Origin of the sequence: Domibacillus sp. (assembly GCF_031181085.1) — a bacterium.
GTDB lineage: Bacteria > Bacillota > Bacilli > Bacillales > Domibacillaceae > Domibacillus.
The window spans coordinates 485,732-511,431 of sequence record NZ_JAPSLE010000001.1 but is presented as its reverse complement, the minus strand read 5'-3'; the positions used below and the strand labels follow the sequence as shown (position 1 = coordinate 511,431).

General features: G+C 45.8%; 26 protein-coding genes. 5 read left to right on the top strand and 21 right to left on the bottom strand.

The window, feature by feature from the left end:
* Positions 1–46: 46 nt before the first annotated feature.
* The 6 genes from RIN81_RS02745 to RIN81_RS02720 form a co-directional block, all read right to left on the bottom strand.
* The gene (locus tag RIN81_RS02745) at positions 47–952 is read right to left on the bottom strand and encodes a recombinase RecT (RefSeq protein ID WP_309087160.1); all 906 of its coding nucleotides are present in this window, start codon (positions 950–952) and stop codon (positions 47–49) included.
* A 14-nt stretch (positions 953–966) separates the two neighbouring features.
* Positions 967–1,926 carry a YqaJ viral recombinase family nuclease gene (locus RIN81_RS02740; RefSeq protein WP_309087512.1) on the bottom strand — a complete coding sequence of 320 codons (960 nt, stop codon included), beginning with the start codon at positions 1,924–1,926 and terminating at the stop codon, positions 967–969.
* A gap of 108 nt (positions 1,927–2,034) precedes the next feature.
* A complete protein-coding gene (locus RIN81_RS02735) occupies positions 2,035–2,253 on the bottom strand; it encodes a YqaI family protein (RefSeq protein WP_309087159.1) in 219 nt (72 codons plus the stop codon).
* A 398-nt stretch (positions 2,254–2,651) separates the two neighbouring features.
* Positions 2,652–3,164: a helix-turn-helix domain-containing protein gene (locus RIN81_RS02730; RefSeq protein WP_309087158.1), complete on the bottom strand. Its 513-nt coding sequence runs from the start codon at positions 3,162–3,164 to the stop codon at positions 2,652–2,654.
* Positions 3,161–3,460: a group-specific protein gene (locus RIN81_RS02725; RefSeq protein WP_309087157.1), complete on the bottom strand. Its 300-nt coding sequence runs from the start codon at positions 3,458–3,460 to the stop codon at positions 3,161–3,163. The genes RIN81_RS02730 and RIN81_RS02725 overlap by 4 nt, the downstream gene beginning before the upstream one ends.
* Before the next feature lie 134 nt (positions 3,461–3,594).
* Positions 3,595–3,834, bottom strand: a complete 240-nt coding sequence (locus RIN81_RS02720) for a helix-turn-helix transcriptional regulator (protein ID WP_309087156.1) — start codon at positions 3,832–3,834, stop codon at positions 3,595–3,597.
* Between the two features lie 161 nt (positions 3,835–3,995).
* Here RIN81_RS02720 and RIN81_RS02715 point away from each other — a divergent pair, with 161 nt between their 5' ends.
* Entirely contained in the window at positions 3,996–4,373 is a 378-nt protein-coding gene (locus RIN81_RS02715) for a helix-turn-helix domain-containing protein (protein WP_309087155.1), read from the top strand.
* 45 nt (positions 4,374–4,418) lie between these two features.
* On the opposite strand, the gene RIN81_RS02710 is transcribed toward RIN81_RS02715, so the two are convergent.
* Both RIN81_RS02710 and RIN81_RS02705 read right to left on the bottom strand, forming a co-directional pair.
* Positions 4,419–4,667: a DUF3006 family protein gene (locus RIN81_RS02710; RefSeq protein ID WP_309087154.1), complete on the bottom strand. Its 249-nt coding sequence runs from the start codon at positions 4,665–4,667 to the stop codon at positions 4,419–4,421.
* Positions 4,664–6,214, bottom strand: coding sequence for an S-layer homology domain-containing protein (locus tag RIN81_RS02705; protein WP_309087153.1), 1,551 nt, complete (start codon positions 6,212–6,214; stop codon positions 4,664–4,666). The genes RIN81_RS02710 and RIN81_RS02705 overlap by 4 nt, the downstream gene beginning before the upstream one ends.
* A gap of 187 nt (positions 6,215–6,401) precedes the next feature.
* Between RIN81_RS02705 and RIN81_RS02700 the strand changes: the two genes are divergently transcribed.
* Both RIN81_RS02700 and RIN81_RS02695 read left to right on the top strand, forming a co-directional pair.
* Positions 6,402–6,872, top strand: a complete 471-nt coding sequence (locus RIN81_RS02700; protein ID WP_309087152.1) for an ImmA/IrrE family metallo-endopeptidase — start codon at positions 6,402–6,404, stop codon at positions 6,870–6,872.
* A 176-nt stretch (positions 6,873–7,048) separates the two neighbouring features.
* Entirely contained in the window at positions 7,049–8,194 is a 1,146-nt protein-coding gene (locus tag RIN81_RS02695) for a site-specific integrase (protein WP_309087151.1), read from the top strand.
* A 104-nt stretch (positions 8,195–8,298) separates the two neighbouring features.
* Here the strand turns inward: RIN81_RS02695 and glnA are convergent, their stop codons facing one another.
* The 3 genes from glnA to RIN81_RS02680 all read right to left on the bottom strand — a co-directional run bounded on the left by glnA (position 8,299) and on the right by RIN81_RS02680 (position 11,464).
* A complete protein-coding gene (glnA, locus tag RIN81_RS02690; protein ID WP_242234511.1) occupies positions 8,299–9,633 on the bottom strand; it encodes a type I glutamate--ammonia ligase in 1,335 nt (444 codons plus the stop codon).
* Between the two features lie 45 nt (positions 9,634–9,678).
* On the bottom strand, positions 9,679–10,074 hold the full coding sequence (locus RIN81_RS02685; protein WP_242234510.1) for a MerR family transcriptional regulator: 396 nt from the start codon (positions 10,072–10,074) through the stop codon (positions 9,679–9,681).
* Positions 10,075–10,192: 118 nt separating this feature from the next.
* A complete protein-coding gene (locus tag RIN81_RS02680; protein ID WP_309087150.1) occupies positions 10,193–11,464 on the bottom strand; it encodes a methionine gamma-lyase family protein in 1,272 nt (423 codons plus the stop codon).
* A 141-nt stretch (positions 11,465–11,605) separates the two neighbouring features.
* Here RIN81_RS02680 and RIN81_RS02675 point away from each other — a divergent pair, with 141 nt between their 5' ends.
* On the top strand, positions 11,606–12,214 hold the full coding sequence (locus tag RIN81_RS02675; RefSeq protein WP_242234509.1) for a trimeric intracellular cation channel family protein: 609 nt from the start codon (positions 11,606–11,608) through the stop codon (positions 12,212–12,214).
* Between the two features lie 44 nt (positions 12,215–12,258).
* Here RIN81_RS02675 and RIN81_RS02670 read toward each other — a convergent pair whose 3' ends face one another.
* The 7 genes from RIN81_RS02670 to RIN81_RS02640 form a co-directional block, all read right to left on the bottom strand.
* The gene (locus RIN81_RS02670; RefSeq protein ID WP_251270171.1) at positions 12,259–12,894 is read right to left on the bottom strand and encodes a TetR/AcrR family transcriptional regulator; all 636 of its coding nucleotides are present in this window, start codon (positions 12,892–12,894) and stop codon (positions 12,259–12,261) included.
* 37 nt (positions 12,895–12,931) lie between these two features.
* Positions 12,932–13,843, bottom strand: coding sequence for an AAA family ATPase (locus RIN81_RS02665; protein ID WP_242234507.1), 912 nt, complete (start codon positions 13,841–13,843; stop codon positions 12,932–12,934).
* A gap of 81 nt (positions 13,844–13,924) precedes the next feature.
* Entirely contained in the window at positions 13,925–14,155 is a 231-nt protein-coding gene (gene hfq, locus RIN81_RS02660) for an RNA chaperone Hfq (protein WP_242234506.1), read from the bottom strand.
* Positions 14,156–14,198: 43 nt separating this feature from the next.
* Positions 14,199–15,140 carry a tRNA (adenosine(37)-N6)-dimethylallyltransferase MiaA gene (miaA, locus tag RIN81_RS02655; protein ID WP_309087149.1) on the bottom strand — a complete coding sequence of 314 codons (942 nt, stop codon included), beginning with the start codon at positions 15,138–15,140 and terminating at the stop codon, positions 14,199–14,201.
* 53 nt (positions 15,141–15,193) lie between these two features.
* A complete protein-coding gene (locus RIN81_RS02650) occupies positions 15,194–16,816 on the bottom strand; it encodes a glycerol-3-phosphate dehydrogenase/oxidase (RefSeq protein ID WP_309087148.1) in 1,623 nt (540 codons plus the stop codon).
* Positions 16,817–16,966: 150 nt separating this feature from the next.
* A complete protein-coding gene (gene glpK, locus RIN81_RS02645; RefSeq protein ID WP_309087147.1) occupies positions 16,967–18,457 on the bottom strand; it encodes a glycerol kinase GlpK in 1,491 nt (496 codons plus the stop codon).
* A 13-nt stretch (positions 18,458–18,470) separates the two neighbouring features.
* Positions 18,471–19,286 (bottom strand): MIP/aquaporin family protein, encoded by an 816-nt coding sequence (locus tag RIN81_RS02640; protein ID WP_309087146.1) that lies wholly within the window; start codon positions 19,284–19,286, stop codon positions 18,471–18,473.
* 238 nt (positions 19,287–19,524) lie between these two features.
* Between RIN81_RS02640 and RIN81_RS02635 the strand changes: the two genes are divergently transcribed.
* A complete protein-coding gene (locus RIN81_RS02635; protein ID WP_309087145.1) occupies positions 19,525–20,289 on the top strand; it encodes a polyphosphate kinase 2 family protein in 765 nt (254 codons plus the stop codon).
* A gap of 368 nt (positions 20,290–20,657) precedes the next feature.
* Here the strand turns inward: RIN81_RS02635 and RIN81_RS02630 are convergent, their stop codons facing one another.
* Genes RIN81_RS02630 through mutS form a run of 3 tightly spaced genes read right to left on the bottom strand, consistent with a single transcriptional unit; the run spans position 20,658 to position 25,684 of the window.
* The gene (locus RIN81_RS02630) at positions 20,658–21,218 is read right to left on the bottom strand and encodes a glycerol-3-phosphate responsive antiterminator (RefSeq protein WP_309087144.1); all 561 of its coding nucleotides are present in this window, start codon (positions 21,216–21,218) and stop codon (positions 20,658–20,660) included.
* A gap of 12 nt (positions 21,219–21,230) precedes the next feature.
* Complete coding sequence (gene mutL, locus RIN81_RS02625; RefSeq protein WP_309087143.1) at positions 21,231–23,093, bottom strand: DNA mismatch repair endonuclease MutL; 1,863 nt, start codon at positions 23,091–23,093, stop codon at positions 21,231–21,233.
* Between the two features lie 11 nt (positions 23,094–23,104).
* Positions 23,105–25,684: a DNA mismatch repair protein MutS gene (gene mutS / locus RIN81_RS02620; RefSeq protein WP_309087142.1), complete on the bottom strand. Its 2,580-nt coding sequence runs from the start codon at positions 25,682–25,684 to the stop codon at positions 23,105–23,107.
* Positions 25,685–25,700: the final 16 nt, after the last annotated feature.

The window sequence follows — 25,700 nt, the reverse complement described above, 5'->3', positions numbered from 1 at the left end:
CTCATCTGCCTTATAAAACTCGGTATCACCATTTTGTATTCCATTACTACTTACCGAATGGAAGGTCTTCTTCTGCTATATCAATCGAGTCAAAATCAATATCCTTTGCTGACGGCTTTTTTCCTTCTTTCTTCTCAGGCTGTTCAAGCTGTGTCTCCTGGTGTTCTTCCGGCAGCTCAATTAGCTCAGGCTGCACATCGATTACTTCACTCATATCTGGAGCAATTTCTTTCTTAATAGTTGAATCAGCTTCAACTGTCTTTTGAAATTCAATCGATTTTGGAGCATACTTTAAAACTTCCTTCAAAACAGTCTTCTTTGCCATCGCGTCATAGTTAGTTTTCCAAGGGCTTGTCCACCCTTTCTGAACAGCCTGGCTAAACTTCTTGGCATGCTGATCAATGCGTTCACGCGTCCAGTAAACAAAATCAAAACCGCCATTCTGTAAGTGATACACTGCGTAATAGCCAATTGGTTCTCCTTCTGGAACACTCGCCGGAATATGTTTTAAATCCTTATACAGACCATATTCAAAAGTTAATTCGTCGTTCTTATACACCTCGTGTGCGTAGATCGCTTTGTACTGACCACTTCGCACTGCTAGATCGATAAGTCCTTTATAGGAAAGCTGAAATTGTACCTGCTTGCCATACGGAATCAAATAAGCCTGGCCAAGTCCTGTATTTGGTTCAACGCCCAGCTGAGCTGACTGCATAAGTGCTGCAAGGAATGACATTTGATCACACTCAAGAAGTTTAGGTGTAGTCCGGACTGCAGTTAAAGCAATACGTGCCATTCGATCAGCATCCATATGTTTTGGAAGAGCCCTTTGAATTTCAGGACCCATTCGTTTTAATAAGCCATTCAGCTGCTGTTCTGGCGCTACCTGTTTAGACGGTGCGTTCTGCTGTTTCTTAGCTAACTCATTTTTCATAGTGTTATTTGTCGCCACAGTAAAACCTCCAATTATTTAATTTTGAAAGGACGGGAAATGCTTTGTTTGACGTATTCTTCGTAAATTTCCGGTTTTTCTTTCTTGAGCCGGGCAGAATCAATTCGGTTTGAAAACTGAGCTTTCCATGTAATCTTTTGATCACCGATAAAAGCTGTTTCGTTCTCTTTCATGGCATCTTTCAAGATGTTTTGGCATTCAGCCATTTTAAGTTCAATCTCTTTTTTGTCTGCTTCCAGCGCTTTATATGAGTCAATGTAGACCTGTAGATCGGTCGTCAAATTGATAGAAGTTCCTGGTTCATGCTGCGGATAAAGAGCTTTAAGCAGGTCGCTTGAAGCAGCTGTTCCATCAAATGGCGGTGGGTTATTGGTCAAGACATGATTTTCCCAAAACTCTTTTTCAATATTGATGAGGTAATCAATCAGCTCTTTATCTCTCTCAATTCGTTTATGGATAAATTTATTGCCGCCAATCAGGACTGCAATCCACCAAGCCTCATATCCGGTTACTGCCATGTAATGCTGGCACTGCAGCAAATAAGACGCTGGGATTTCATCGCCTTCCCATTCTCCTTTTAAAAACTCAGAAGCTGTTTTACATTCAAGTCCCTCTTTTTTGCCAGCAATCAACCGGTCCACATTCGCGTAGATAAAATCATGCTCAGGATGTTTTAAGATCGCGTTCCGCCGGCGAACTTTTAATCCAGTACGACGGGAAAACTCTTGGGCAACTAAGTCTTCGTTTAAGACCCCGAAATAAGCAGCTTCACTTCCGTCTTCAAATCCGCCCTGATCGTTCACCGTAAAAATCTCTTCCGATTCAATTTGATTCGTTTTCTCCAGATATACTTTCATCGGTGAGCTGTACTTATTGACACCAGCAATGGCAGCACAATCACTGCCACCAATGCCATTGCGTCTTGCCATAAGCCAGTCATGGCGGGATAGATCAACTGTTGAAATGGCACCCATGTTCTTTGCCAAATTCTTCACTCCCTTGATTGATTTTTTGAAGTACAGTAGAATGTTCTTAACGAAATATTTTTAAACAGTCGACTCCTGCTCCAACAGGAGTCTTTTTCATGCTTCCGCTTGTTTTTCGGATGCGTCTAAATACTGGACTGCATATTCAGCAAGATTTTGTTCCAATACAACTGAGCCATCTTTCATAACGAAATAAATATCGTTGCTCATAATCTCATCACCAAAAATGTCTTCTATTGGATAGTCAGATTCACGCTCTTGAAAATGCTCTGGAAAACCTGTCCGTTCAATTTGCTGTATAAGTGGATGATCCATTTCGTTTACCTTCTTTCTGTTGGATGATGTTTTATTGATAGGGTGCGAAATTATGTGAGACGAAAATTTTTCGACATTTATCGACAAATACTTAGTGCATATCGATTAACAACGTGGTATGATGTACCCATACATAAGTAACGTTCGCTCCGATATTTTTATCAGCGGGCGTTATTTTTTTGCTCTTTTTTATATCGATCCCACACAGGCCGTGTCACCCAGGCCATTAACCAAATACTGATTCCCATGATTGTTAAAAGGATTGTTTGCGCCGCATCAAATATCCAATACATAACGTTTCACCGCTTTCACTGGAATGTTTTTTTGATTTAATCGAATAACCATTTTCTTAATCCTTGAATATGGCTGACGCCGCTTCCTTGGCTTGTCCTTCTTTTTCATGCTTCGTACTTCCTTGCCTTGAGACTAACCCGCCACTGTCGGAAGATGGCTTTCATTGATAAGTGGTTCTCCTTGCAAAGCTCCGCAACTAAATTCACCATTGAAGCAGCTGCATCGAGCAATTCTAAAATCGTTCTCTCAACTGCTTCTTTTTCAGATTCATCACGTTGATTAGCCGGCTTAAACCATGTCATCTGCTCTACATGAAGGAGCGCTTCACTTGTTTCGCTTTTGACCAGATACACCATGGAAGATGCCTTGCGATCTATATAAGCCCCGTCAAAATAAGGAATGCTCACAAACCCTGTGGTCTCTTCCCACACTTCGAAATAAAACTGTTCATCATCAAGTGCTTCGGCAACCGGCTTATGCATATTCTTTGGAAACCGCCGGCTGCCATTTTCGTATTTAGATATGGATTCTTGCGACATAAATACTTCTTCGGCTAACGACTTTTGTGAATCGCCTGTTCGCCCTCTTGCTTCTGTAATTTTCTTTCCAATGCTCATGCATGGTTCCCCCTTTTCTTCTTTGAACGCTGCTCCTCAAACCAAGTGATAAGAAACGCTTCCGCTTCTTTCGCTGGGAAGTACCACTTGTTACCGATTAAGTATTTTGGAAAGCGTTCGTCGAAAAAGAAGTACTTCTGCATGGTGTTCAAGTTCATACATGTACGGCGCGATAATTCTTTTGTATCCCACAGAATCAAATCTTTACTGGTTTCCTCGAGCTTCTTTTGGACTTCTTCACGGTAGATTGCCAACAATGCTTCCTGATCCACAGAAACAGAAATTAGATTTTGCATGTTATCCCTCCTTTTGTACTAAGTTTCAGATTATGGATGTACATCTGTTCCAGTAAGCTTGTCTTATGAAAAAAATTCGCCGTTTGTGGAAGGCGAGGCCGTGAAGCGCCTCTATTCTTGATCACCTTCCTTTCCTAGCTGACTTCCTTTTTGATACCGCACGTTTTGTGTTGTTTATCTTCAAAAAAAAGCTCTTGAACTGTGACGCCGTAGTATCCTGCAATTTTAACCTTGATTTCATCTCTTGGGATACGTTTGCCATTCTCATACATTTGGAGAGCGCTAATGCTAATTTCCAAATCTAAGGCAACTTTATCTCTTGAATTGTTGCCTCTTAATTTTAAAAGCTTTTCACCAATTACTTTTGCGTTCATATTCACCACCCTATCCGCACAATGCGTGCTGTTTGTAAATCAAATATACACCCGCACAATACGTGTTGTCAACACATATCGTGTTGTTTTTAAAGTTTTAATATAAATAAAGTTAAATTGGTAACACGTTATGTGTTATTATTGAGAAAGGGTGATGCTTTATGAAACAATTAGGAGATCGTTTAAAAGAACTTCGATTGACTAATACACCAAGGCTCTCACAAAAAGAATTTGGCAAAAAATTTGGATTAAGTGAGAGTACAATTGGTATGTATGAGCGCAGTGAAAGAAAACCTGATTATGATATACTTCAAAAATTCGCTGAGTTTTACAATGTAACGATTGATTACTTAATTACAGGAAAAGAAAAAATTTCAAACAAAGAATCAAACTTAAGTGATGAGGAACGCGAAATGCTCGAATTTTTTAATGATCCAGAAACAGGACTGTTCTTTCGTGAAATGAAAGAAGCACCAGAAGATCAACTTGAAGAAATAAGACAAATATGGGAAGTATTGAAGAGACGTGGATTAAAATAAAAACACCGGACACTAATTAAAGTGATCCGGTGTTTTTACATTCATTTATTTATTTCGTTTTAGCAGCTCTTCTTTTAAACGGTGTGCCTGCTCTTTTATACTTTCTGTTTCTTCTTTTAACACTTCAGCCTGTACACTGCCATCCAGCAATTCGACCTTCAAAATATCGCCTTCTTGCAGTTCAGTGGCCAGTTGCTCAGCCGATACAACTTCTTCAACCAATTCATCCTTACGTAATAGCAATTTTACTAGCCCTTTTTCGATCGAATCAACAGTGTAGATGCCAGGCTTCATCTTTCACACGCCCATCCATCTTGATCACGATCCATTTTGTCTTGATAAGCTGGATGGCCACGTTTCACACCGTCCGGATACACTTCACGTAATTCGGTGCAGTTGGTGAAACCTGTTTGAACTGGTGGTTCTGGTGTTGGTTCAGGTTCAGGCGTTGGTTCTGGAGCCGGTTCCGGCAAAATAACAGTACCTTCATCGTCCTGGCTAAAATACACATACTGGCCATCAGTCCAGGTTTCAATGTTACCTTCAGGCGTATGCCATATATCAGCACCCGCAGCCGTTAAGCGATTCACAACGTTTGATGTAGGATGGCCATATTGATTGCCTTCACCATACGATAAAATCGCATCTAACGGATCCACCGCGTCAACAAATGCCTGTGAAGTACCTGTATCCGAGCCGTGGTGTGACACTTTCAATACTTCCGCATCTAAATCATACTGCTCAATCAGCTCTTCTTCCACTTCAATACCGGCATCTCCAGTTAATAGATACTCAATGTCACCATAGCTGACCATAAGTACAATAGAACCGTCATTTAGATCTGCAGCATCGCTGTCAACGTGCAGAACTTCTACCGATATTCTTTCATCGAGAGAAATATCTTGTCCTTCTTTAGCCATCTTAAAAGAAGCCCCAGATGCTTGGATAGCCGCAAGGTAGTCAAGGTAGGTTTCCGTTGTATGATCCTGGCCAGAATCAATAACATTTTTCACGCCGTAGTTTTTAATGACGTAATCCGCACCACCGATATGATCGGCATCCGGATGGGTTGCGACAAACGTATCAATAGAAGAAACGCCTAAATCAGTCAATGCTGTTGAAATGGCCGTATCCCCGCGCGCTGCATCGATCAGCATCTTTTTCCCTTCTGGGAACGTCAGCAGAATTGCGTCTCCTTGTCCTACATTAAGAAAATCTACATGGAAATCAGGCAGTTTGATACCCGGCATAATGTCTAATGCTCTCGACATAAAAGCTGCAAATTGGCCGCGTGTCACAGCTGTGTCTGGTCGGTATGTATTATCTGGATAGCCTGCAGTAATATTTGCCGCGATGATTTTGCCAATGTAAGGATACGCAGCACTGCTTTGTGAAACATCTTTGAATGTCACCGGTGCTGAATTCTCCAGTTCAAATGCACGTGTCAACAAAATTGCAAGCTGACCACGTGTGACGGTCTGATCCGGTTTAAATGTGCCATCCGGAAATCCTGAAATAATGCCCTCTTCAACGGCCGCCGTGATATACCCTGACGCTGCCGTATTAATACCTACATCCATGAATGGCGTCGGTCGTTTGGTACCATCAAGCTCAAGAGTCCGTCCAATCATAATCGCAGCCTGGGCACGGGTTACCTGGTTGTCCGGTGCAAACCGCCCATCTGGAAAACCACTAATGATCCCTAGATCTGACAGAAAATCAATTTCTTCCTGGAATCTGTAGCTCTCTGGCACGTCTTTAAACGAAGCTGCTTCCGCAAATGGAGCAGCGATGCCAAGCGCAAAGATAGCACTTGATAGTAAAGCAAAGGGTTTCTTCAAAATGGTTTCCTCCTCTATGTATTATCTTGATTATAACCTCCCACCTGTTAATTTGTAATAGTTTTTCCAAAAATGAAAGAGTATTTACAAAAAATAACCTTATTCGCTTTTATTTTACTAGAATGTATTATATACTATTAACCAAACGTATATTCCCATATTTGTAAATTGGAAAAGAGGCGGTCGCATGAGCTATACAAAAACACACCTTGAAGAGTTTGTTGAAGCACTTTATAGAAACATGAATATTGAACATCCCGAACAAATCGACATGGAGTTAATCTCTCGTAGACTTGGCATTCTTATTGATTACATTGATACACCCAGTAAAAGCGTTTATGATGCAGGATTCGTGATGATCTTAATTAACAAACAAGTACCTCTCCCTGTTCAATGGCAAGAATTTGCCCATGAATTAGCTCACATATTGCGCCATGCTGGCAATCAAACTCTGTTGCCTGATGGTTTACGTATGATGCAAGAATGGCAGGCTGAGCACTTTGCAGCTTATTTCTGCGTACCAGGATTCATGCTTGAAAAGATTGAACTTCCCTCTTCCTTACAAGAAGCTATTCCCATTATTTCTGAGAAATTTAATGTGATGCCCTGGTTTGCTGCAGCTCGATTTAATCAGTGGTTTCATCGCTATTTTTTTTAACCCCAAAAAGAACATATATTCTCAAAAAGATAACTTAGTTGAGAAATAGTACAAAACTTACTTTCTTATTTACTCTCAACAACCATTTTAGTCATGCTTTGTCCTAGGACAGATATCGATCAAGTATTGTATTATCGTTACACTCAAAACAACGTACCAGAAGGGAGATCGTTCACATGGCTTCATTTCGAAAACGCGGAAAATCATGGGAGTACCGTATTTCTTATAAGGACCCCTTTGATCAGGAATACAAAATAAAATCTAAAGGCGGTTTTCGTTCAAAAAAAGAAGCTCAAGCTGCAGCATCTTTAGTAGAAGTTGAGATCGAGGAGGGTTTTGAAATTAATCGTCAACCTTTATCTCTCTCTTCCTTCCTAAGAAGCTGGCTACTCGAGTACAAAAAAGGCACAGTACGCAAAAATACATATATTCTACATGAGAGAAATGTTGAAAAGCATCTTCTACCCCACTTTAAAAATTTGAACTTGCAAGATATAAAGCCTTTTATGTATCAGAAGTTTTTGAACCAATTAGCTGACCAAAACTACAGCAAACGCACTATTGAGATCATTCACGGAACCATGTTTAATGCTATGCAAAAGGCTGTTGTTCTTCAAAAGCTCAAAAGCAATCCATGTATTGGTGCCACTATACCAAAGCAACGCGAGCCACAAAGAAAGGAATTAAAATACCTTTCTCCCGAAAATATTACTTTGTTTCTGAAAACGGCCTATGAAGATAATTATATTTACTATATGTTCTTTAAAGTATTAATCGAGACAGGAATGAGAAAAGGAGAAGCTGCTGCTCTTCAATGGTCTGATGTTGATTTAAACGAGGGGAAAATTTCTATTACAAGATCGCTGGATTTTCAAGCTAATGATGAAGAAGAACTTTTTGGAGACACCAAGACCTTTAGTTCATCAAGAACAATTATTATGGGTCCTTCTTTATGTAGCGAATTAAAAGATCATTTAAAGTGGCAAAATAAAAATAAATTGATGTTAAATGATTTGTACCGTCATGATTACAATTTAGTTTTTTGCCGGAATAATGGTGACTTCTTGCCAAAATCAACTTTATTTAATGCTTTCTCACGCACTTTAAAGAAAGCCGGCCTTCCACAACTGCCAATCCATTCACTGCGTCACACGCATGCTGTTATGCTGCTCGAGTCAGGCGCCAGCATGAAATATATCCAGGAACGCCTTGGACACGGAAGCATGGCCGTTACAGCCGATGTGTATTCACATATTAGTGACCGGTTAAATAAGGAGACAATTAAGGAGTTTGAGAAGTACGCAAATCGGTTTTTAAAATAATTTTGGTCCGATTTTGGTCATTAGCTAAAATAAACTATAAAAATAGCTTTTGACCAAAACAAGAAAAACCCCTTGAAGCCATACGGCTCAAGGGGTTGTCCATTTTAGTACATTGACATGTACTGTTCGCGCTCCCATGGGTGTACTTGAGTGCGGAACATATCCCATTCAATTTCTTTTGCTTCGATGAAATGCTCAAGAATGTGCTCGCCTAGCGCGTCTTTGATTGTGTCGTTTTGCTTCAACACTTCAAGAGCTGCTGCTAGTGTCGCTGGAAGGTCGCGTACGCCTTCTGCTTCGCGCTCTTCTTTGTCCATTGCGTAGATGTTGCGGTCTACTGGAGCTGGAGCTGGCATTTTGTTTTTAATACCGTCAAGACCTGCTTTTAGAAGCACAGCCATTGCAAGGTACGGGTTCGCTGATGGGTCAACAGAACGTACTTCTACACGTGTGCTCATGCCGCGTGATGCCGGGATACGGATAAGCGGGCTGCGGTTTTGTGCTGACCATGCAACGTAGCAAGGAGCTTCGTAACCTGGTACAAGGCGTTTGTAAGAGTTAACTGTTGGGTTACAGATCGCTGTGAACGCTTCTGCGTTTTTCACTGTACCTGCGATAAATTGGTAAGCTGTTTCGCTTAGTTTCAATTCGCCGCTTTCATCAAAGAACGCGTTTTTGCCGTCTTTGAATAGAGACAAGTTCATGTGCATACCAGAGCCGTTTACACCGAACAATGGTTTTGGCATGAATGTCGCGTGCAAGCCGTGCTTGCGGGCAATTGTTTTAACAACAAGTTTAAATGTTTGAATGTTGTCACAAGCTGTAACGGCATCCGCATATTTAAAGTCGATTTCGTGCTGTCCTGGTGCTACTTCGTGGTGAGATGCTTCGATTTCAAAGCCCATTTCTTCAAGCTCAAGTACGATGTCGCGGCGGCAGTTTTCACCAAGGTCTGTTGGCGCAAGGTCGAAATATCCACCGTTATCATTTAGCTCAAGAGTTGGTTCACCTTTTTCGTCCAATTTGAACAAGAAGAATTCCGGCTCAGGCCCAAGATTGAAGTCTGTGAAGCCAAGCTCTTCCATTTCTTTTAAAACACGTTTTAAGTTTGCACGCGGATCGCCTGCGAACGGCTCGCCTTCTGGAGTGTAGATATCACAGATAAGACGCGCTACTTTACCTTTTTCAGCAGTCCAAGGGAATACAACCCAAGTGTCAAGGTCTGGATAAAGCTGCATGTCAGATTCTTCAATACGCACAAAACCTTCGATTGAAGATCCATCGAACATCATTTTGTTATCAAGCGCTTTGTCAAGCTGGCTCACTGGAATTTCTACGTTTTTGATTGTGCCAAGAATGTCTGTGAACTGAAGACGAATGTATCTTACGTCTTGTTCTTTCGCTAAGCGCTGAATGTCTTCACGTGTGTACTTACCCATTTGTATCCATTCCTCCTCAAATATGTAAACCTTGTATGCAAAAGATTAGTGAAAAAACCGCCGGTCCATTCCAGAAGAACGGTTGAAGCGCCCAGCATTGATCAGTTCTTTGCGAAGCAGCTTGCGAAGTTCTTCATCCGTGAACTCTTTTTTCGGTTTTTGGCCACTATCTCTTGTTTCTAATTCGAGCTCCTGCGATCCGTCTTTAAGCAGGATTTTTTTAATCCCGGCCATATTGATGCCCTGGTCCAGAAGATCTTTCACTTCTAAGAGGCGGTCAATATCGTTCAATGAATAGAGACGCCGGTTTCCATCAGAACGATCCGGGGTAATTAATTGATGCTGCTCATAATAGCGAATCTGCCTTGCGGTTAAATCCGTTAATTTCATGACGGTTCCCATTGGAAAAAGCGGCATCGTCCGGCGTATTTGGCTGCTCATATTATCCCCCTCCTTTTTCTTATCTGATCTGATACCTTTACTATAAATCATGTAAGATCATTTGTCAACTCGGTGTAACGTTTTGTCACACTTCATTCATTTGTTGACTCATAGGTTGTCAGATTTTTTCTGTTTCCATTAAATAGTCAATCGCGCTTGCCACCGCGATTTTTACATGCGCATACGTAAGTCCGCCCTGTACGTATGCCGCATATGGCGGACGCAGCGGCCCGTCTGCGGTCAGTTCGATGCTGGCACCCTGTACGAATGTGCCTGCCGCCATAATTACGTCATCCTCATAGCCCGGCATATAAGCAGGCTGCGGGGTTACATGCGAGTTTACAGGCGAGGCAAACTGAATTGCCTGGCAAAAAGCGACCATTTTATCGCGGTCACCAAACTCTACCGCTTGAATTAAATCTGTGCGTGGCTCGTTCCATGCCGGTGTGGTATTCATGCCAAAGCCTTCAAGCATTGCTGCTGTAAACACAGCGCCTTTTAAGCTTTCCGCCACTACATGCGGAGCGAGAAACAGCCCCTGGTACATTTCCTGAAGGCTGTAAAGGCTGGCGCCTGCTTCCGCTCCGATGCCCGGTGAGGTCATGCGGTACGAACAGCTTTCCACATATTCCTTTTTGCCAACAATGTAGCCGCCGGTTTTAGCAATGCCGCCGCCCGGGTTTTTAATGAGGGAGCCGGCCATCAAATCAGCGCCGGCATGCAGCGGCTCTTCCTGCTCCACAAATTCCCCGTAGCAGTTGTCTACAAACACGACAGCATCGGGCTTGGTTTCTTTCACAAACGAAACCATTTCTCGAATGTCTTCTATCGTAAAAGACGGCCGCACGGCATAGCCTTTTGAACGCTGGATCGCAATCATCTTCGTCCGTTCGTTGATACTGGCGCGGATACGGTCAAAGTCCGGCCGGCCGTTTTCATCCAGATCTACATGCCGATAGGAAATACCAAATTCACGAAGTGAACCATTGGATGGTCCGTTTATGCCGATAATTTCATCTAATGTATCGTATGGTTTTCCGGTAATATAAAGCAATTCATCGCCGGGACGCAAAATGCCGAACAGTGAAATGGTGATCGCGTGCGTACCTGAAATAATTTGTGGACGCACAAGGGCATTTTCACCGCCGAATACGTCTGCGTATACTTTTTCAAGTGTTTCCCTTCCCGCGTCATCATAACCATAGCCGGTAGATGGGGTAAAGTGAAAATCACTTACTTGATTCGATTGAAAGCTTTTGAGTACACGAAATTGATTGAACTCCGCCCGCTCGTCAATCTGCCGGTGAGTACCGGCAATTTTCGCCTCTGCCTCTGCCGCTTTTTCGCCGATGGCAGCGCCGTTTTTCAGTAAATCAAATATGCTGGTCATTATTGTGTTCCTACTTTCTTATTCGCTTTTTTCATCATAGCAAAATACCGAATTTCTTGAAAGAAAAAGTAGATGTGAATTAAAAGAATGGTTTATAATAGAAGCCGAACATTAATCATTTTGAATGAAGGAAGGTTCGGAATGGAGCTTACATGGGATGTTTTTACGATCCTTGGCACGATTGCGTTTGCGATTTCAGGGGCAATTGTGGCAATGGAAGAAGAGTATGATTTGTTTGGCATATATATTTTAGGGATGATTACCGCGTTTGGGGGCGGTGCCATCCGGAATTTATTGATCGGCGTTCCGGTTTCCGCGCTGTGGGAGCAGGGAGAATTTTTTACGATCGCAGCTCTTTCCATTACGGCGGTCATTTTGTTTCCACAAAATCTGCTCCGCCACTGGCCGGTATGGGGGAATTTTTTTGATGCGATCGGCCTCGCTGCTTTCGCTGTGCAGGGCGCATTATATGCAGCCGGCATGAATCATCCGCTCAGTGCTGTTGTTGTGGCAGCTGTACTGACTGGAAGCGGCGGTGGGCTTGTACGAGATGTGCTGGCACAGCGAAAGCCTGCGCTGCTTCGCGATGAAGTATATGGCGTCTGGGCGGCGCTTGCCGGCTTGATTATTGCCCTTGGCGGTGCAGAGACGCCGGCGCAGCTTATTATTTTATTTCTGTTTATTACGGTGCTGCGTATTCTTTCTTACAAATACGGCTGGCATCTGCCAAAACGTACGGTTAAACTGTAAGAGCCCGTCTCAGACGGGCTTTTTTTGTGCAAAAAAGAACCCGTTTACTGAACGGATTCTTTCTTTAGCAGGAATTGATCTCCTTTCCCGGCTTTCATGGCGCTTTCGGTCAACAGGGAATGCAGCATCATATCATTAAAAATACGGGCGATATCTTCAATCGATAATTCGCCTTCTTTTTTAAACCATTTGTACATCCAGTTGATCATTCCCATAATCGCCATGGTGGAAATTTCAGCCGGCACTTCTGGACGGAAATCGCCATTCTCCTGTCCTTCACGGATAATCTGGAGAAGCAGCTGGCGGTACTGGTCACGTTTTTCGTTAATCTGCTTTTCAAAATCTCCTTTTAAATACGTACTTTCCTGGTAGAATACCGTAATATGCGGCTTATACAAATCAAAGATTTTTGTAAACGAAGTAATGATTCCGCACATTCGTGAAACAGGGTCTGTTTCTTTTTCGTACGATTCTTTGGCTTTATTAAGCAGATACGAAATAAACACGTCATGAATATGGTACAGCAGCTCATCTTTTGAGCGGAAATTGTGATAAAATCCGCCTTTTGACGTTCCGCACTCATCTACAATCTGGTCGATGGTCACTCCGTGGTAGCCGTGTTTTTCAAACATTACTAAAGCGGTTTCAATGATTCTTTCCTTCACAGGCTTTTTTTTCATCTTCATCATCCTTTTGGACATTCTAACATATGTTTTTTTATTGTGACAATTGAAAATCTTCCCCTTTCAATGTTTTCAGCTCTTTTTTTGAATGGGCGGTCTGCTTCATCAGCCGGATCGCCTGGCGCCGGGCCGCTTTTTCAATGAGCGTCCGCACATTCCTCCCGTTTGCGAAACGAAACCCCGCCCGCCGTTTTTCCTGTTCAATCATCGCCTGAAGGACAGCCCGGCCTTCCCGGTCGATTTCATAATTTTTTTCTCTGGCGATCACATCCGCGATTTGAAGCAGCTCCTCCGTTGTATAATCCGGAAAGTGGTGAACAATTGGAAATCTTGACTGAAGCCCCGGATTCATCGACAAAAAGTGCGCCATTTCCCGTGGATAGCCGGCCAGTATTAAAATAAAGCTGTTTTGATGATCCTCCATTTGTTTCACAAGCGTATCAATCGCTTCTTTGCCAAAGTCTTTTTCTCCGCCCCGCGCCAGAGAGTAGGCTTCATCAATAAACAGCACGCCGCCAAGCGCTTTTTTAACGAGATCGCGTGTTTTTTGTGCCGTATGACCGATATATTCCCCGACCAGGTCCGCCCGCTCAGCTTCAATAAAATGACCTTTTTCCAGCAGTCCGATCCGCTTAAACATCGAAGCAAACAGCCGCGCAGCGGTTGTTTTTCCGGTGCCCGGGTTTCCGGTAAACAGCATATGCAGCATTTGCCCGCGCGTATCGATGCCGGCTTCGATGCGCTTTTTGCTGATATAGGCTGCTGCATACAGCTCCCGTATGAGTATTTTGAGGCCGCTCAGGCCAATTAACGTATCCATTTCTTCTTCAATCTTGCGAAGCACCCCGTGTTCCGGATGCTCCGGCCAGCCGTCAGCAAGCGGCGCCGGCTTTTCTTTTGGGTTGAGGACGACATGAATACGGCCTTCCTTGTTTGTCTGCTTCATGCTGCGCCCCTCCTTTATAAGAAAAGATATGCAGGCGCACAAAAAAAAGACCCGCCCTAGGCGGATCTCTGGAGTCTTCTCTTATTGTTCTTCGAAATTCAAATTGACGCTGCGCTGAGGAGCAAATGTCGAAATGGCATGTTTAAACACAAGCTGCTGTTTCCCATCGGTTTCTACCAGAACGGTAAAGTTATCAAATCCTTTAATCAGCCCGCGCAGCTGAAATCCATTCAGTAAAAATACGGTAACCATCGTATTTTCTTTGCGCAGCTGGTTTAGAAATTGGTCTTGAATGTTAATTGGCTGTTTCATGCTTGGTTCCTCCTCTTTCTCTCTGAATCCATTATTACTAATTCTACCTTAGATTCAGCTTTCCTGCCAGCAGCGAGCAAATTTGTTGTTTTTTTTCTTTTCGTGCAGCTTCATCCGTTACATCAAACCAGTCAATCTCCATTTTATTGCGAAACCAGGTAAGCTGGCGTTTGGCGTACCTGCGTGAATTTTGCTTGAGCACATCGAGCGCTTCTTCAAGCGTCTGCTCACCGCGCAAAAACGGAAACAGCTCTTTGTAGCCAATCGCCTGAACAGCCGGCACATCGGACAGCTGCTGGCGGTACAGCCATTCTGCTTCTTCCAATAAGCCCTGCTCGACCATCAAATCTACCCGGCGGTTGATTCGGTTATACAGCACATCTCGGTCCATCGTCAGCCCAATCATGGCACTTTCGTATTTTTCTGTTGGTGCTTCGGCACTTGGCCGCTGGGATGGCGGCTCGCCTGTTGTCCGGTAAATTTCAAGCGCCCGGATCGTCCTGCGCACATTGTTCGGATGAAACGTGGCAGCTGTTACAGGGTCCACCTGCTTCAACTCATCATGGAGCGCTTGTGGCCCTACTCTGTCCGCTTCTGCTTCAAGAGCTGCCCGAACGGTGCCGTCTGTCTCTTCACGGGCAAATTGGTAGTCGTATAAAACAGATTGAATGTAAAGACCCGTGCCGCCGCATATGATGGGCAGCCGGCCCCGCGCGTTGATATCCGCGATTTTTTCGCGGGCGAGCTGCTGAAACTCGGCAGCAGAAAAAGGTTCATCTACATTTTTAATATCAATTAAATGATGCGGGACCCCGTCCATTTCTTCTTCTGTTACTTTTGCGGTTCCGACGGAAAGCCTCCGGTAAATCTGCATGGAATCCCCGCTGATCACCTCACCGTCGAATTGTTTGGCCAGGTGAATACTTAAATCGGTTTTTCCGGATGCTGTCGGGCCAATCACGACAGCGACTTTGTTTTTTGTCACGTTTTTCACAGCCTTTTATGGATAAGTATCCTTATTATAGCGGATACGGACCCTTACGAACAGGCATCGATCTCTTTTTGAAGCTCTGTGGCATGTTTGGCCCTTTCTTCTTCTGACCAGCCGAACAGCCGGGCCATTTTGTTTATCACCTGCTCTTTGTACATAAGGACAGTTTGGATATCAAACAGCAGGGCCCCTGTACGGCGGATGAAAAAGTCTGCCGGCGTATACGCCATTTCTTCCTCAATTGCATACATGAGCTGGGCATGTAACAAGTCCGGCAGTTCACTGTCTTCCTTGTAGGCAAATACTTTTTCCGCATTGGACCCGTACATACGGGCAATTTTTTCTGCATCCTTTTGAGTAAAGCCTTTGGCTGCACCGGCTGCTGTTTTCGATTGTACAAACGCCTGGAAGTTCGCCGAGCCGCCCACATCACCGCCTGAGATCGGCAGGTGCTTCGTTTCGGATGGGCTGTAAAGAACGCCCCGTTCCTCCTTCAGCCGCTTGGCAACCAGGTCCACAATGGTTTCGGCCATTTTTCGGTAGCCCGTCAATTTCCCGCCAGCGATCGTCAGCAGGCCGGATTCAGTTTCCCAGATTTCATCTTTACGGGAAATTTCAGACGGGTCTTTGCCCTCTTCGTAAATAAGCGGGCGGACACCCGACCAGGACGATTCAATATCGGCTTCGCCTGCCTTTACGGAAGGAAACATAAACCGGATTGCATCAAGCAGGTAAGCGCGGTCTTCCGCTGTAATATCTGGGCGGATCGGATCGGTGTTGTAGAATGTATCAGTTGTACCGACATACGTTTTGCCGTCACGCGGAATCGCAAACACCATCCGTTTGTCCGGCGTATCAAAGTAAACAGCCTGCTGAAGCGGAAAAACGGACTGATCGATAACAATATGAACGCCTTTTGTCAGGCGGAGGTGCTTGCCGTTTTCACTTCCGTCTTTTTTACGCATTTCATCTACCCATGGGCCGGAAGCGTTAATCACTTTGGCGGCCGTAATAGTCAGCGCTTGGCCGGTTAATTGATCAATAGCTTGAACGCCGGTTACTTTGCCGTCCTCATATGTAAAGCCTTCCGCTTTCACATAGTTCAGGCAGTGTGCCCCTTTTTCGGCTGCCCGCTTCATCACTTCAAGTGTCAGGCGTGCATCGTCTGTCCGGTACTCGACATAGTAACCGCCGCCTTTTAAGCCTTCACGCTTTACAAGCGGTTCCTGCTTCAGCGTTTCTGAAGCCGAAAACATTTTCCGGCGCTCTGACCGCTTGACACCTGCTAAAAAATCATAAACGCGGAGACCGAGAGACGTGGAAAGCGGGCCGAATGTACCGCCTGCGTGAAACGGAAGCAGCATCCATTCCGGCGTGGTTACATGCGGGCCGTTTTCATATACGATCGCCCGTTCTTTGCCGACCTCTGCCACCATTTTCACTTCAAATTGTTTTAAGTAGCGAAGACCGCCGTGCACAAGCTTGGTGGAACGGCTCGATGTACCTGCCGCGAAATCCTGCATATCAATTAAAGCGGTTTTCATGCCGCGCATGGAAGCATCAAGGGCAATGCCGGCGCCGGTGATGCCACCGCCAATTACGAGAATGTCATACTGCCCGTTTTGCAATGTCTGTATCGCTTCTGACCGCTGGTGATTAGTGAACTTCATTTTGTCATCCCCTTAGTGTTGGTTGTTTCTTTTTACCCCTGGATAAACAAAAAGAGACCTGAAAGAACAAAACAGCGATGCTGTCTTGCTTTCAGGTCTCTCCCGTTTCTCCGGACAATGTATTAACTTATATTTATTGTACCATTGCTGTTATTGAAACGCAATAGCAGCCTTTATCGCTTTTTTCCAGCCTGCGTATAATGTTTCACGGACCTCTTCCGTCATTTCCGGCTCAAATGTGCGGGCTACCTGCCAGTTTTGCGCGATTTCCGACCGGTCGTTCCAAAAGCCAACTGCAAGACCGGCTAGGTAAGCCGACCCAAGCGCTGTCGTTTCATTGATTTGAGTACGTTCAACCGGCACATTCAGCATATCGCTTTGAAACTGCATTAAAAAAGCATTCATGACGGCGCCGCCGTCTACACGGAGCGTTTTCAGCGAAATGTCGGAGTCCGCTTCCATCGCTTCAAGCACATCTCTCGTTTGATACGCAAGAGATTCGAGCACCGCACGAATAAAATGCTCTTTCTCCGTTCCGCGTGTAACACCAAACACGGCTCCTCGTACATCACTTTCCCAGTATGGCGTACCCAGTCCCACAAAAGCCGGTACCACATAAACGCCATCGGTGGACTCTACCCGCTCCGCATATTTCTCACTGTCTGCCGCTGTTTTGATCATCCGCATGCCATCACGTAGCCACTGAATCGCAGAACCAGCTACAAAAATACTTCCTTCAAGCGCGTATTCTACTTTTCCGTCAACACCCCAGGCAATCGTTGTCAGCAGACCATGCTCTGATTTCACGGCTGTTTCACCAGTATTCATAAGCATAAAGCAGCCGGTGCCGTATGTATTTTTCGCCATGCCTTTCTCGAAGCATGCTTGTCCGAAGAGCGCTGCCTGCTGGTCTCCTGCAGCACCGGCAACCGGAATTTCCTGTCCAAAAAAGTGAAACGGCGCCGTTTTTCCATATACTTCCGAAGAAGGACGAACGTCCGGCAGCAGCTGCTTTGGCACCGTTAAAATCTCGAGCAGTTCCTCGTCCCATTCCAGCGTATGAATGTTAAACATCAGCGTCCGCGCCGCATTTGAATAATCGGTCACGTGCGCTTTTCCGCCTGTCAGCTTCCAAATCAGCCACGTATCGATCGTACCGAATAATAGTTCGCCTCTTTCCGCCCGCTCGCGTGCTCCTTCTACGTGATTCAAAAGCCATTTTACTTTCGTTCCGGAAAAATAAGGGTCAACCAAAAGCCCTGTTTTATCACGGAATGTCTGTTCATGGCCTTTCGCTTTAATATCCGCGCAGATATCTGCCGTCTGGCGCGACTGCCAGACGATGGCGTGATAAATGGGACGGCCGGTTTCTTTGTCCCAGACGACTGCTGTTTCACGCTGGTTGGTAATGCCGATCGCTTCGATTTGGTCGGCATGAATATCCACTTCACTTAACACCGTTGCGATACAGGATAAAACGGATGCCCAAATTTCATTTGCATCATGCTCCACCCAGCCTGGATTCGGGAAATACTGCTTAAATTCTTTTTGTGCAGAATGAACGATTTCTCCTGCTTTATTAAACAAAATCGCCCGTGAGCTGGTTGTTCCTTGATCAATTGACATAATGTACTTTTCCATTCCAAAATCCCCCTTATTTATGTGTATAGCTTTGCACAGCAGTCCCCGCTGAAGCAAGCTTGATCATGAAAATAAAAACAGCCGACAGTGCCAGTGTAATAAAAAATGCGCCTGTTCCTTCATTCAGGAAAAATCCTTTATAAAAGAAGGCAGCCAGTACCGAGCCCAAAACCGGCCCTACTACCGGAACCCAGGCATACTTCCAGTTCGAACCGCCTTTACCGGCAATCGGAAGTAGAAAATGCGCAATGCGCGGGCCCAGGTCACGGGCCGGGTTGATCGCATAGCCCGTTGTACCGCCCAGCGACAGCCCAATGGCAATAATTAAAAACCCGACAATTAATGGATTCAATCCGTCCGTAAACTTATTCGCTCCAATAGTTAATAGTCCAATCACTAAAATAAAGGTTCCAATCGCTTCACTCACTACGTTGGCATACGGGCGGTTAACCGCCGGCGATGTAGCAAAAACACCAAGCTTCGCGCCAGGGTCGTCCGTTTCTTCCCAATGCGGCAGAAAGTGCAGAAACACAACCGCCGAGCCGATGATGGCACCGATCATTTGAGCTGTTACATATGATACAACATCTGTCCATGGAAAAGAACCAGTAATCGTCAGTGCAATCGTAATCGCCGGGTTCAAGTGCGCCCCGCTGGCTCCACCTACCGCATACACAGCCATTGTAACGGCCAGTCCCCAGCCAAACGCGATCACCATCCACCCGCCTCCATTGGCAAATGATTTTTTTAAACTTGTGTTAGCGCATACACCCGCTCCAAAAATAATGAGCATCGCCGTTCCAATCAACTCTCCCATAAAAGGTGTCATTCTGTTTTCATCCCTTCTTCTCGTTGTTTCGCCTTTTATGCCCGGGACGTTTAAAGCAGAAAACAAAAAAACTCACACTGGTCCCTTTGAAGGGTGTCAATGTGAGTCTCCATGTTCTCGGTCACAAATTTATGAACTTGCTGTTTATGATAACGCCAACTGAAAGCGGTGTCAAATATTTTTAAAAAATGTTGAAAAAGCGCGATAATGGGTATGGGAAAGAAAAGGAGGAATGAAGATGAAAATCCAATTGGAAAAATTAAAGCAGGACAAGCAGTTCACCGATAAAAAGGTGTATAAAGCCGAACTGGAAAAATACCAGCGGCGCCTTCTTGCCCTGCAGCAAACGCTGTTTCATGAAAAAATCGGCTTAATTATTGCATTTGAAGGCATGGATGCGGCCGGTAAAGGCGGGGCAATCAAGCGGATGAATGAACAGCTCGATCCGCGCGGCGTATTGGTTCATCCGATTTCTGCTCCCCAGCCGCATGAGCTGCGCTACCATTACCTGCAGCGGTTCTGGCGCAAGCTTCCGCAGCATGGGCAAATTGGGATTTTCGATCGCTCCTGGTACGGCCGTGTACTCGTTGAGCGAATTGAAGGCTATGCCGTCAACTGCGAATGGAAGCGGGCGTACGATGAAATTAATGCATTTGAAAAATCATTAACAGATGAACGATACATAATGATGAAGTTTTGGGTGCACATTTCCAAGGACGAGCAGCTGCGACGTTTTGAAGAACGGCAGCAAAACCCTTTAAAACGCTGGAAAATTACCGATGAAGACTGGCGCAACCGGAAAAAGTGGGATCAGTATGTGGAAGCAGCCGAAGAAATGCTCGAGAAAACAGATTTTGCTCACGCACCATGGTTCGTGATTGAAGGAAATGATAAAAAGTTTGCACGGGTAGAAGTTCTCAAAAGGGCCGTCTCGCATATTGAAGAATCGCTTCTGCAGCTTGAGCTGCCGCTGCCCGACTATGCCCTTTACGGTGCCAATTAAAAAAGCGCAGCCTTATTTGGCTGCGCTTCAATGTGTAGACAAAGTCTTTCGCTTTTAAAAGAGAGCCGATAAGTGGTGTTGAAGATCAAAGGACCGAATAGACATTTCTTCTTTTTTAAATAGAAAGATATGACCTTATGAGCTCTATACCATCTTGTTGCAAGCCACTTGGCGGCGGAAGGGCGGCGCAGACTCCTATGGGACTAGCGGTCAGCTGAGACCGGTGGAGGCGCTAGGCGAAGTCGGGCTCAGCGCCTGCCCCATGGAAAGCGGAGCTGCCTGGACGCCGGTCCATCCCATTCATGTGCACGGTCATCCATATTATTTGTCTACGGTCTGAAGCGCAGCCTTATTGACTGCGCTTCTTTTTAGCTCCCGGCAAATTCTTTCCACAGGGCGACATCTGATGTGGTTACAGCAGACGCACCTGCCGAAAGAGCGGCTTCTACTTCCTCTTTTGTTTCGATCAGCCCGCCCGCAAAAACCGGCTTTCCGGTTTCACGGCGGATCAGCTGGATAATCTTTGGCGCTACACCCGGCAGCACTTCAATAAAGTCCGGCTCCGCTTTTTGTGCAAGCCGAACGCTTCTGTTGACCGCATTCGAATCTAGAATAAAGGCCCGTTGCGTGGCCACGAGCCCTTTTTGCCTTGCTTTGACGAGGGCGCTTCCTTTTGTAGAAATAATGCCGTATGGCTTGGCGTATCGGGCAATAAATTCCACACCATGATCATCACCGGCAAGCCCGTTTATTAAATCAAGGTGAACAAACATCTTTTTCTCATTTTGCTGGGCAAGATCAAGCACACTTTTTACCTGCCCGATGTGCAGATCTAAAAACACACCGTATTCATACTTCATGGAGAGCATTTTCTCAAAGTCTTTCATTGACCGGATTGCCGGCAGAATTACTTGTCCATTAAAAGACATCGTGCCACCTCTTTACATAATTCGTTTGAACATTTTTTCAATATCATAGTTGGACAGATGAATGGTGATGGGCCGGCCATGCGGACACGTAAAAGGGTCTTCGCTGCGTCGCAGATCGGCCAGCAGCTGCTCAATTTCATCATTCCGCAGATGGCGGTTCGCTTTGATTGATCCTTTGCAGCTCATTAAAATCGCTGCTTCTTCGCGAATTTTTTTCACATCCGGTTTTTTCATCGCCAGTACTTCTTCAATCATTTCTTCGATCACATCGCGCTCTTCATTTTTCGGAAACCAGACTGGATGCGCACGGACAACGTACGACCGGTCGCCGAATGGCTCTAAAAATACACCGACGTCTTCAAGTGCGGACCGGTTTTCTTCGATTTTCATAAACTCGTCCGCTGAAAAATCAAACGTGAGCGGAATAAGCAGTTCTTGAAGCTCCGGTTCCGTTTGTCCGACTTTTTCCCGGAAGTATTCATATTTAATCCGCTCTTGAGCGGCATGCTGGTCGATCATATACAAGCCGTTTTCGTTTTGGGCAAAAATATACGTGCCATGCATCTGGCCGATAGGATACAGCATCGGCATGCGCTCTTTCGACTCTGCCGGTTCGGCAAGCACAATTGGTGCTTCCTCTTTTACCTGCTTTAGTTCTTTTACCGGATCCGGTTCGGCAGGCGTTTCGTGATCGGCTGGATAAAACGCGGTGTGCGGCGGCACTTCTTTTACCGTCTCCTCGTAATACTCAGGCTTGTACAGCTTTTCCACTTCCGACGCCGGCGGCATGGCCGGTTTGTGCGGAGGAGGCGGCGCATCAAATTGAAAGGCCGGCTGCTCTGTAAAGTCTTTACGCTTTTTCAGTACAGGCAGTGCATCTGGAATCAGCGTTTCCTTTTGCAGCGCTTCTTTAATGGAGGAGGCAATCAGTGCGCAAAGCTCCGCTTCTTTACTAAAGCGCACTTCCAGCTTCGCTGGGTGCACGTTTACATCAACAAGCAATGGGTCCATTTCAATATTTAACAGCACGATCGGATAGCGTCCAACCGGCAGAAACGTGTGATAGCCTTCTAAAATAGCGTTAGAGATCTTAAAGTTTTTAATAAACCGTCCGTTAACAATCATCGACATATAATTTCGCGACGCACGTGTCACTTCCGGAAGCGACACGAAGCCGGACAGCCGAAAATCGAGCGACTGCGCTTCGACCGGAATCATTTGCTTGGCAATAGACGTTCCGTAAATAGCGGCAAGTACCTGTCTTGCATCGCCGTTTCCGTTTGTTTTTAATAGCTCACGGCCATTATGGCGGAGACGGAACGACACATCCGGGCGGCTTAAAGCCATCCGGTTGACTCCGTCGGTAATATTGCCGAGCTCGGTGTGAACGCTCTTCATGTATTTCAGCCGGGCCGGCGTATTAAAAAACAGGTTCGAAACTATAATTTCCGTTCCTTTACGGGCAGGCCCCGGCCGCTTGGACCGGATGGCGCCGCCGGACAAAACAATCTCCGTACCGGCGCCGTTCCCTGTAGACGTAGCCATCGTTATATCAGATACCGAGGCGATACTCGGCAGCGCTTCGCCCCGAAAGCCGAGTGTGCGGATGCGGAACAGGTCATTTTCATCTTTTATTTTGCTTGTAGCGTGCCGGTAAAAAGCCCGCTCTACATCATCCGGCTCTATCCCGGACCCGTTGTCGGTAATTCGGATCAGCCCAAGACCGGCTTCTTCCACATCAATTTCAACAACCGTGCTTCCGGCATCAAGCGCATTTTCGGTTAGTTCTTTCACAACTGAGGCCGGGCGCTCCACCACTTCACCGGCCGCAATTTTATTGGATAATGACTCGTCAAGCTGGCGGATAATCCCCATTTATGTTCACCTCATTTTTTTGCTTCTTTTTGCAGAGCATATAATATATTCATTGCTTCCATCGGCGTCATTTCCATAATGTCATAGCTGAGCAGCTTGGCGACAATAGACGGATCTTCCTTGGATTGCTTTGGCTCCTTCTCAACCGGAGCTGGAACAGGCGCTTCCTCAAAGAAAGAAAGCTGTCCTTCCTGGTGAGCCGCAGCCGGCGCATCGTGCTCCTCACGATTTTCTAAAGAGTGCAAAAGTGTTGACGCCCGCGAAATCACCGCTTCAGGCAGGCCGGCCAGCTCCGCTACATGAATGCCGTAGCTTTTATCGGCCGCGCCGTCTTTCACTTTGTGTAAAAAGACGACTTTTCCGGCCTGTTCCGCTGCAGTGACGTGAACATTTTGCATATGCTCGAGAGATTGGTCTAGCACTGTTAACTCATGGTAATGAGTAGAAAACAGTGTTTTCGCACCAATTGTTGTATGAATATATTCAATCATCGCCTGTGCAAGCGCCATCCCATCATACGTGGATGTACCGCGGCCAATTTCATCAAATAAAATGAGCGAACGGTTTGTCGCGCTGACGATCGCATGCTTCGCTTCAAGCATTTCAACCATAAATGTACTTTGTCCGGACACCAAATCGTCCGCTGCACCGATCCGGGTGAATATCTGGTCAAAAATCGGCAGCACCGCTTCATCTGCCGGTACATAACAGCCGATTTGCGCCAAAATGGCAATCAGCGCTGTCTGGCGCATATACGTACTTTTCCCGGACATATTCGGTCCGGTAATCAGCAGTACGTTCCGGCCTTCTTTCATATGGCAGTCATTCGGCACAAATCCTTGCGCGTCCATTACTTTTTCTACAACCGGATGGCGGCCTTCTTTAATCCACATCCGTCCTTCCTTTGAAAACACCGGGCGGACAAACCGGCGCGACTCACTTACCGCCGCAAAGCATTGCAGCACATCCACTTCACTCACCATGCGGGCAAGGAGCTGCAGGCGCGGAATAAAACTCTTCACGTGCTCGCGTAGCTCGCAAAACAGGTCATACTCAAGCTCCACCATTTTTTCGTTTGCTTCTAAAATAAGCGCTTCTTTTTCTTTCAGTTCCGGCGTGACAAAGCGTTCGCAATTGGCGAGCGTCTGCTTGCGCTCATACTGGCCTTCTTCAAGCAAGCCAAGATTGGCTTTCGTTACTTCAATATAGTAGCCAAAAATGCGGTTGTAGCCGATTTTGAGCGATTTAATGCCTGTTTTCGCACGTTCCTGCTGCTCGAGTTCCGCGATCCACTGCTTGCCGTTGCGGGAAGCATCCCGGTATTCATCGAGCTGAGCATGGAACCCGTCCCGGATCATGCCGCCTTCTTTTACCGAGACAGGAGGCTCTTCCACAAGTGCCTGCTCCAGCTCGTCCAAAAGCTCCTCGCACGGATCCAATGAATCAGCCAGCTTATCCAGCTCGGCTCCATTCATTTGTTTTAATACGTGAACAAGCAAAGGAATTTGTCCAAGTGATTTTTTCAACTGAACCAAATCACGCGCATTTACACTGCCAAAAGCGACCCGGCCGGCAAGCCGCTCTAAATCATACACTTCTTTCAGCTGTTCACGCAGCTCTTCCCGCTCAAAAAAAGCCTTGATAAACGTATCTACAACCTCCAGGCGGCGTCCGATTTCTTTTTCATCGAGCAGCGGACGGTCAATCCACTGCTTTAGTAAACGCCCGCCCATGGCGGTTTTTGTTTCATCGAGCAGCCAGAGAAGCGAGCCTTTTTTCCCTTTTGAACGGATCGTTTCTGTCAGCTCTAGATTTCGTTTTGAAAAGTAATCGATATTCATATAATTGCGAATTTCATACGGCTCCGCGGGCTGGAGGTGATCCAGGCTGCGCTTTTGTGTCCGGTGCAGGTAATGATACAAGCGGGCCGAGGCCTGGCGGAGCAGTCCGTGCGTCAGCTGGCTCAAAAGAGGGCTGAATGCCTCTTCTTCTACCGCTTCCTCTACCGAAAGAACCGCGCCAAGCCGGCCGTGCATTTGCTTTGCTTCCGGCTCATCCAGCGTACCGTCCGTAATCACTTCCTTTACCCCGTAAGCTGCCAGCTCATGAAGAGCCGCATCAAACGAAGGAAAAAGAGCTGTTTTACACTCGCCGGTTGTCACATCCGCTGCCGCTATCGCATAGTCATTGCCGGAACGCTCGAACACAGCCAGGTAATGATTTTCTTTTTCTTGAATGCCGGACCCTTCCATCATGGTCCCCGGCGTAATGACCTGTACAACTTCCCGTTTGATCACGCCTTTTGCCTGCTTCGGATCTTCCCGTTGCTCACAGATGGCTACTTTATGGCCTGCTGCGACCAGCCGCTCTATGTACCCTTTGGCAGAATGATAGGGCACGCCGCACATCGGAATCCGGTCAGCGCTGCCGCCGTCCCGCGATGTTAAAGTGATTTCTAGTATCTGACTTGCATTTAACGCATCCTCAAAAAACATTTCGTAAAAATCGCCGAGGCGAAAAAATAAAAAGGCATCTTGGTAGTCTGCCTTTACACGCAAATATTGCTGAATCATTGGAGTATATTGTGCCATGTCGCATCCCTCTCTG

Bases quoted from the DNA above. Each gene is read 5' to 3' on its own strand.
- RIN81_RS02740 (WP_309087512.1), bottom strand. From the start codon at position 1,926: ATGGGTGCCATTTCAACAGTTGATCTATCCCGCCATGACTGGCTTATG.
- RIN81_RS02735 (WP_309087159.1), bottom strand. From the start codon at position 2,253: ATGGATCATCCACTTATACAGCAAATTGAACGGACAGGTTTTCCAGAG.
- RIN81_RS02730 (WP_309087158.1), bottom strand. From the start codon at position 3,164: ATGAGCATTGGAAAGAAAATTACAGAAGCAAGAGGGCGAACAGGCGAT.
- RIN81_RS02725 (WP_309087157.1), bottom strand. From the start codon at position 3,460: ATGCAAAATCTAATTTCTGTTTCTGTGGATCAGGAAGCATTGTTGGCA.
- RIN81_RS02720 (WP_309087156.1), bottom strand. From the start codon at position 3,834: ATGAACGCAAAAGTAATTGGTGAAAAGCTTTTAAAATTAAGAGGCAAC.
- RIN81_RS02715 (WP_309087155.1), top strand. From the start codon at position 3,996: ATGAAACAATTAGGAGATCGTTTAAAAGAACTTCGATTGACTAATACA.
- RIN81_RS02710 (WP_309087154.1), bottom strand. From the start codon at position 4,667: ATGAAGCCTGGCATCTACACTGTTGATTCGATCGAAAAAGGGCTAGTA.
- RIN81_RS02700 (WP_309087152.1), top strand. From the start codon at position 6,402: ATGAGCTATACAAAAACACACCTTGAAGAGTTTGTTGAAGCACTTTAT.
- RIN81_RS02695 (WP_309087151.1), top strand. From the start codon at position 7,049: ATGGCTTCATTTCGAAAACGCGGAAAATCATGGGAGTACCGTATTTCT.
- glnA (WP_242234511.1), bottom strand. From the start codon at position 9,633: ATGGGTAAGTACACACGTGAAGACATTCAGCGCTTAGCGAAAGAACAA.
- RIN81_RS02685 (WP_242234510.1), bottom strand. From the start codon at position 10,074: ATGAGCAGCCAAATACGCCGGACGATGCCGCTTTTTCCAATGGGAACC.
- RIN81_RS02680 (WP_309087150.1), bottom strand. From the start codon at position 11,464: ATGACCAGCATATTTGATTTACTGAAAAACGGCGCTGCCATCGGCGAA.
- RIN81_RS02675 (WP_242234509.1), top strand. From the start codon at position 11,606: ATGGAGCTTACATGGGATGTTTTTACGATCCTTGGCACGATTGCGTTT.
- RIN81_RS02670 (WP_251270171.1), bottom strand. From the start codon at position 12,894: ATGAAAAAAAAGCCTGTGAAGGAAAGAATCATTGAAACCGCTTTAGTA.
- RIN81_RS02665 (WP_242234507.1), bottom strand. From the start codon at position 13,843: ATGAAGCAGACAAACAAGGAAGGCCGTATTCATGTCGTCCTCAACCCA.
- hfq (WP_242234506.1), bottom strand. From the start codon at position 14,155: ATGAAACAGCCAATTAACATTCAAGACCAATTTCTAAACCAGCTGCGC.
- RIN81_RS02650 (WP_309087148.1), bottom strand. From the start codon at position 16,816: ATGAAGTTCACTAATCACCAGCGGTCAGAAGCGATACAGACATTGCAA.
- glpK (WP_309087147.1), bottom strand. From the start codon at position 18,457: ATGGAAAAGTACATTATGTCAATTGATCAAGGAACAACCAGCTCACGG.
- RIN81_RS02640 (WP_309087146.1), bottom strand. From the start codon at position 19,286: ATGACACCTTTTATGGGAGAGTTGATTGGAACGGCGATGCTCATTATT.
- RIN81_RS02635 (WP_309087145.1), top strand. From the start codon at position 19,525: ATGAAAATCCAATTGGAAAAATTAAAGCAGGACAAGCAGTTCACCGAT.
- RIN81_RS02630 (WP_309087144.1), bottom strand. From the start codon at position 21,218: ATGTCTTTTAATGGACAAGTAATTCTGCCGGCAATCCGGTCAATGAAA.
- mutL (WP_309087143.1), bottom strand. From the start codon at position 23,093: ATGGGGATTATCCGCCAGCTTGACGAGTCATTATCCAATAAAATTGCG.
- mutS (WP_309087142.1), bottom strand. From the start codon at position 25,684: ATGGCACAATATACTCCAATGATTCAGCAATATTTGCGTGTAAAGGCA.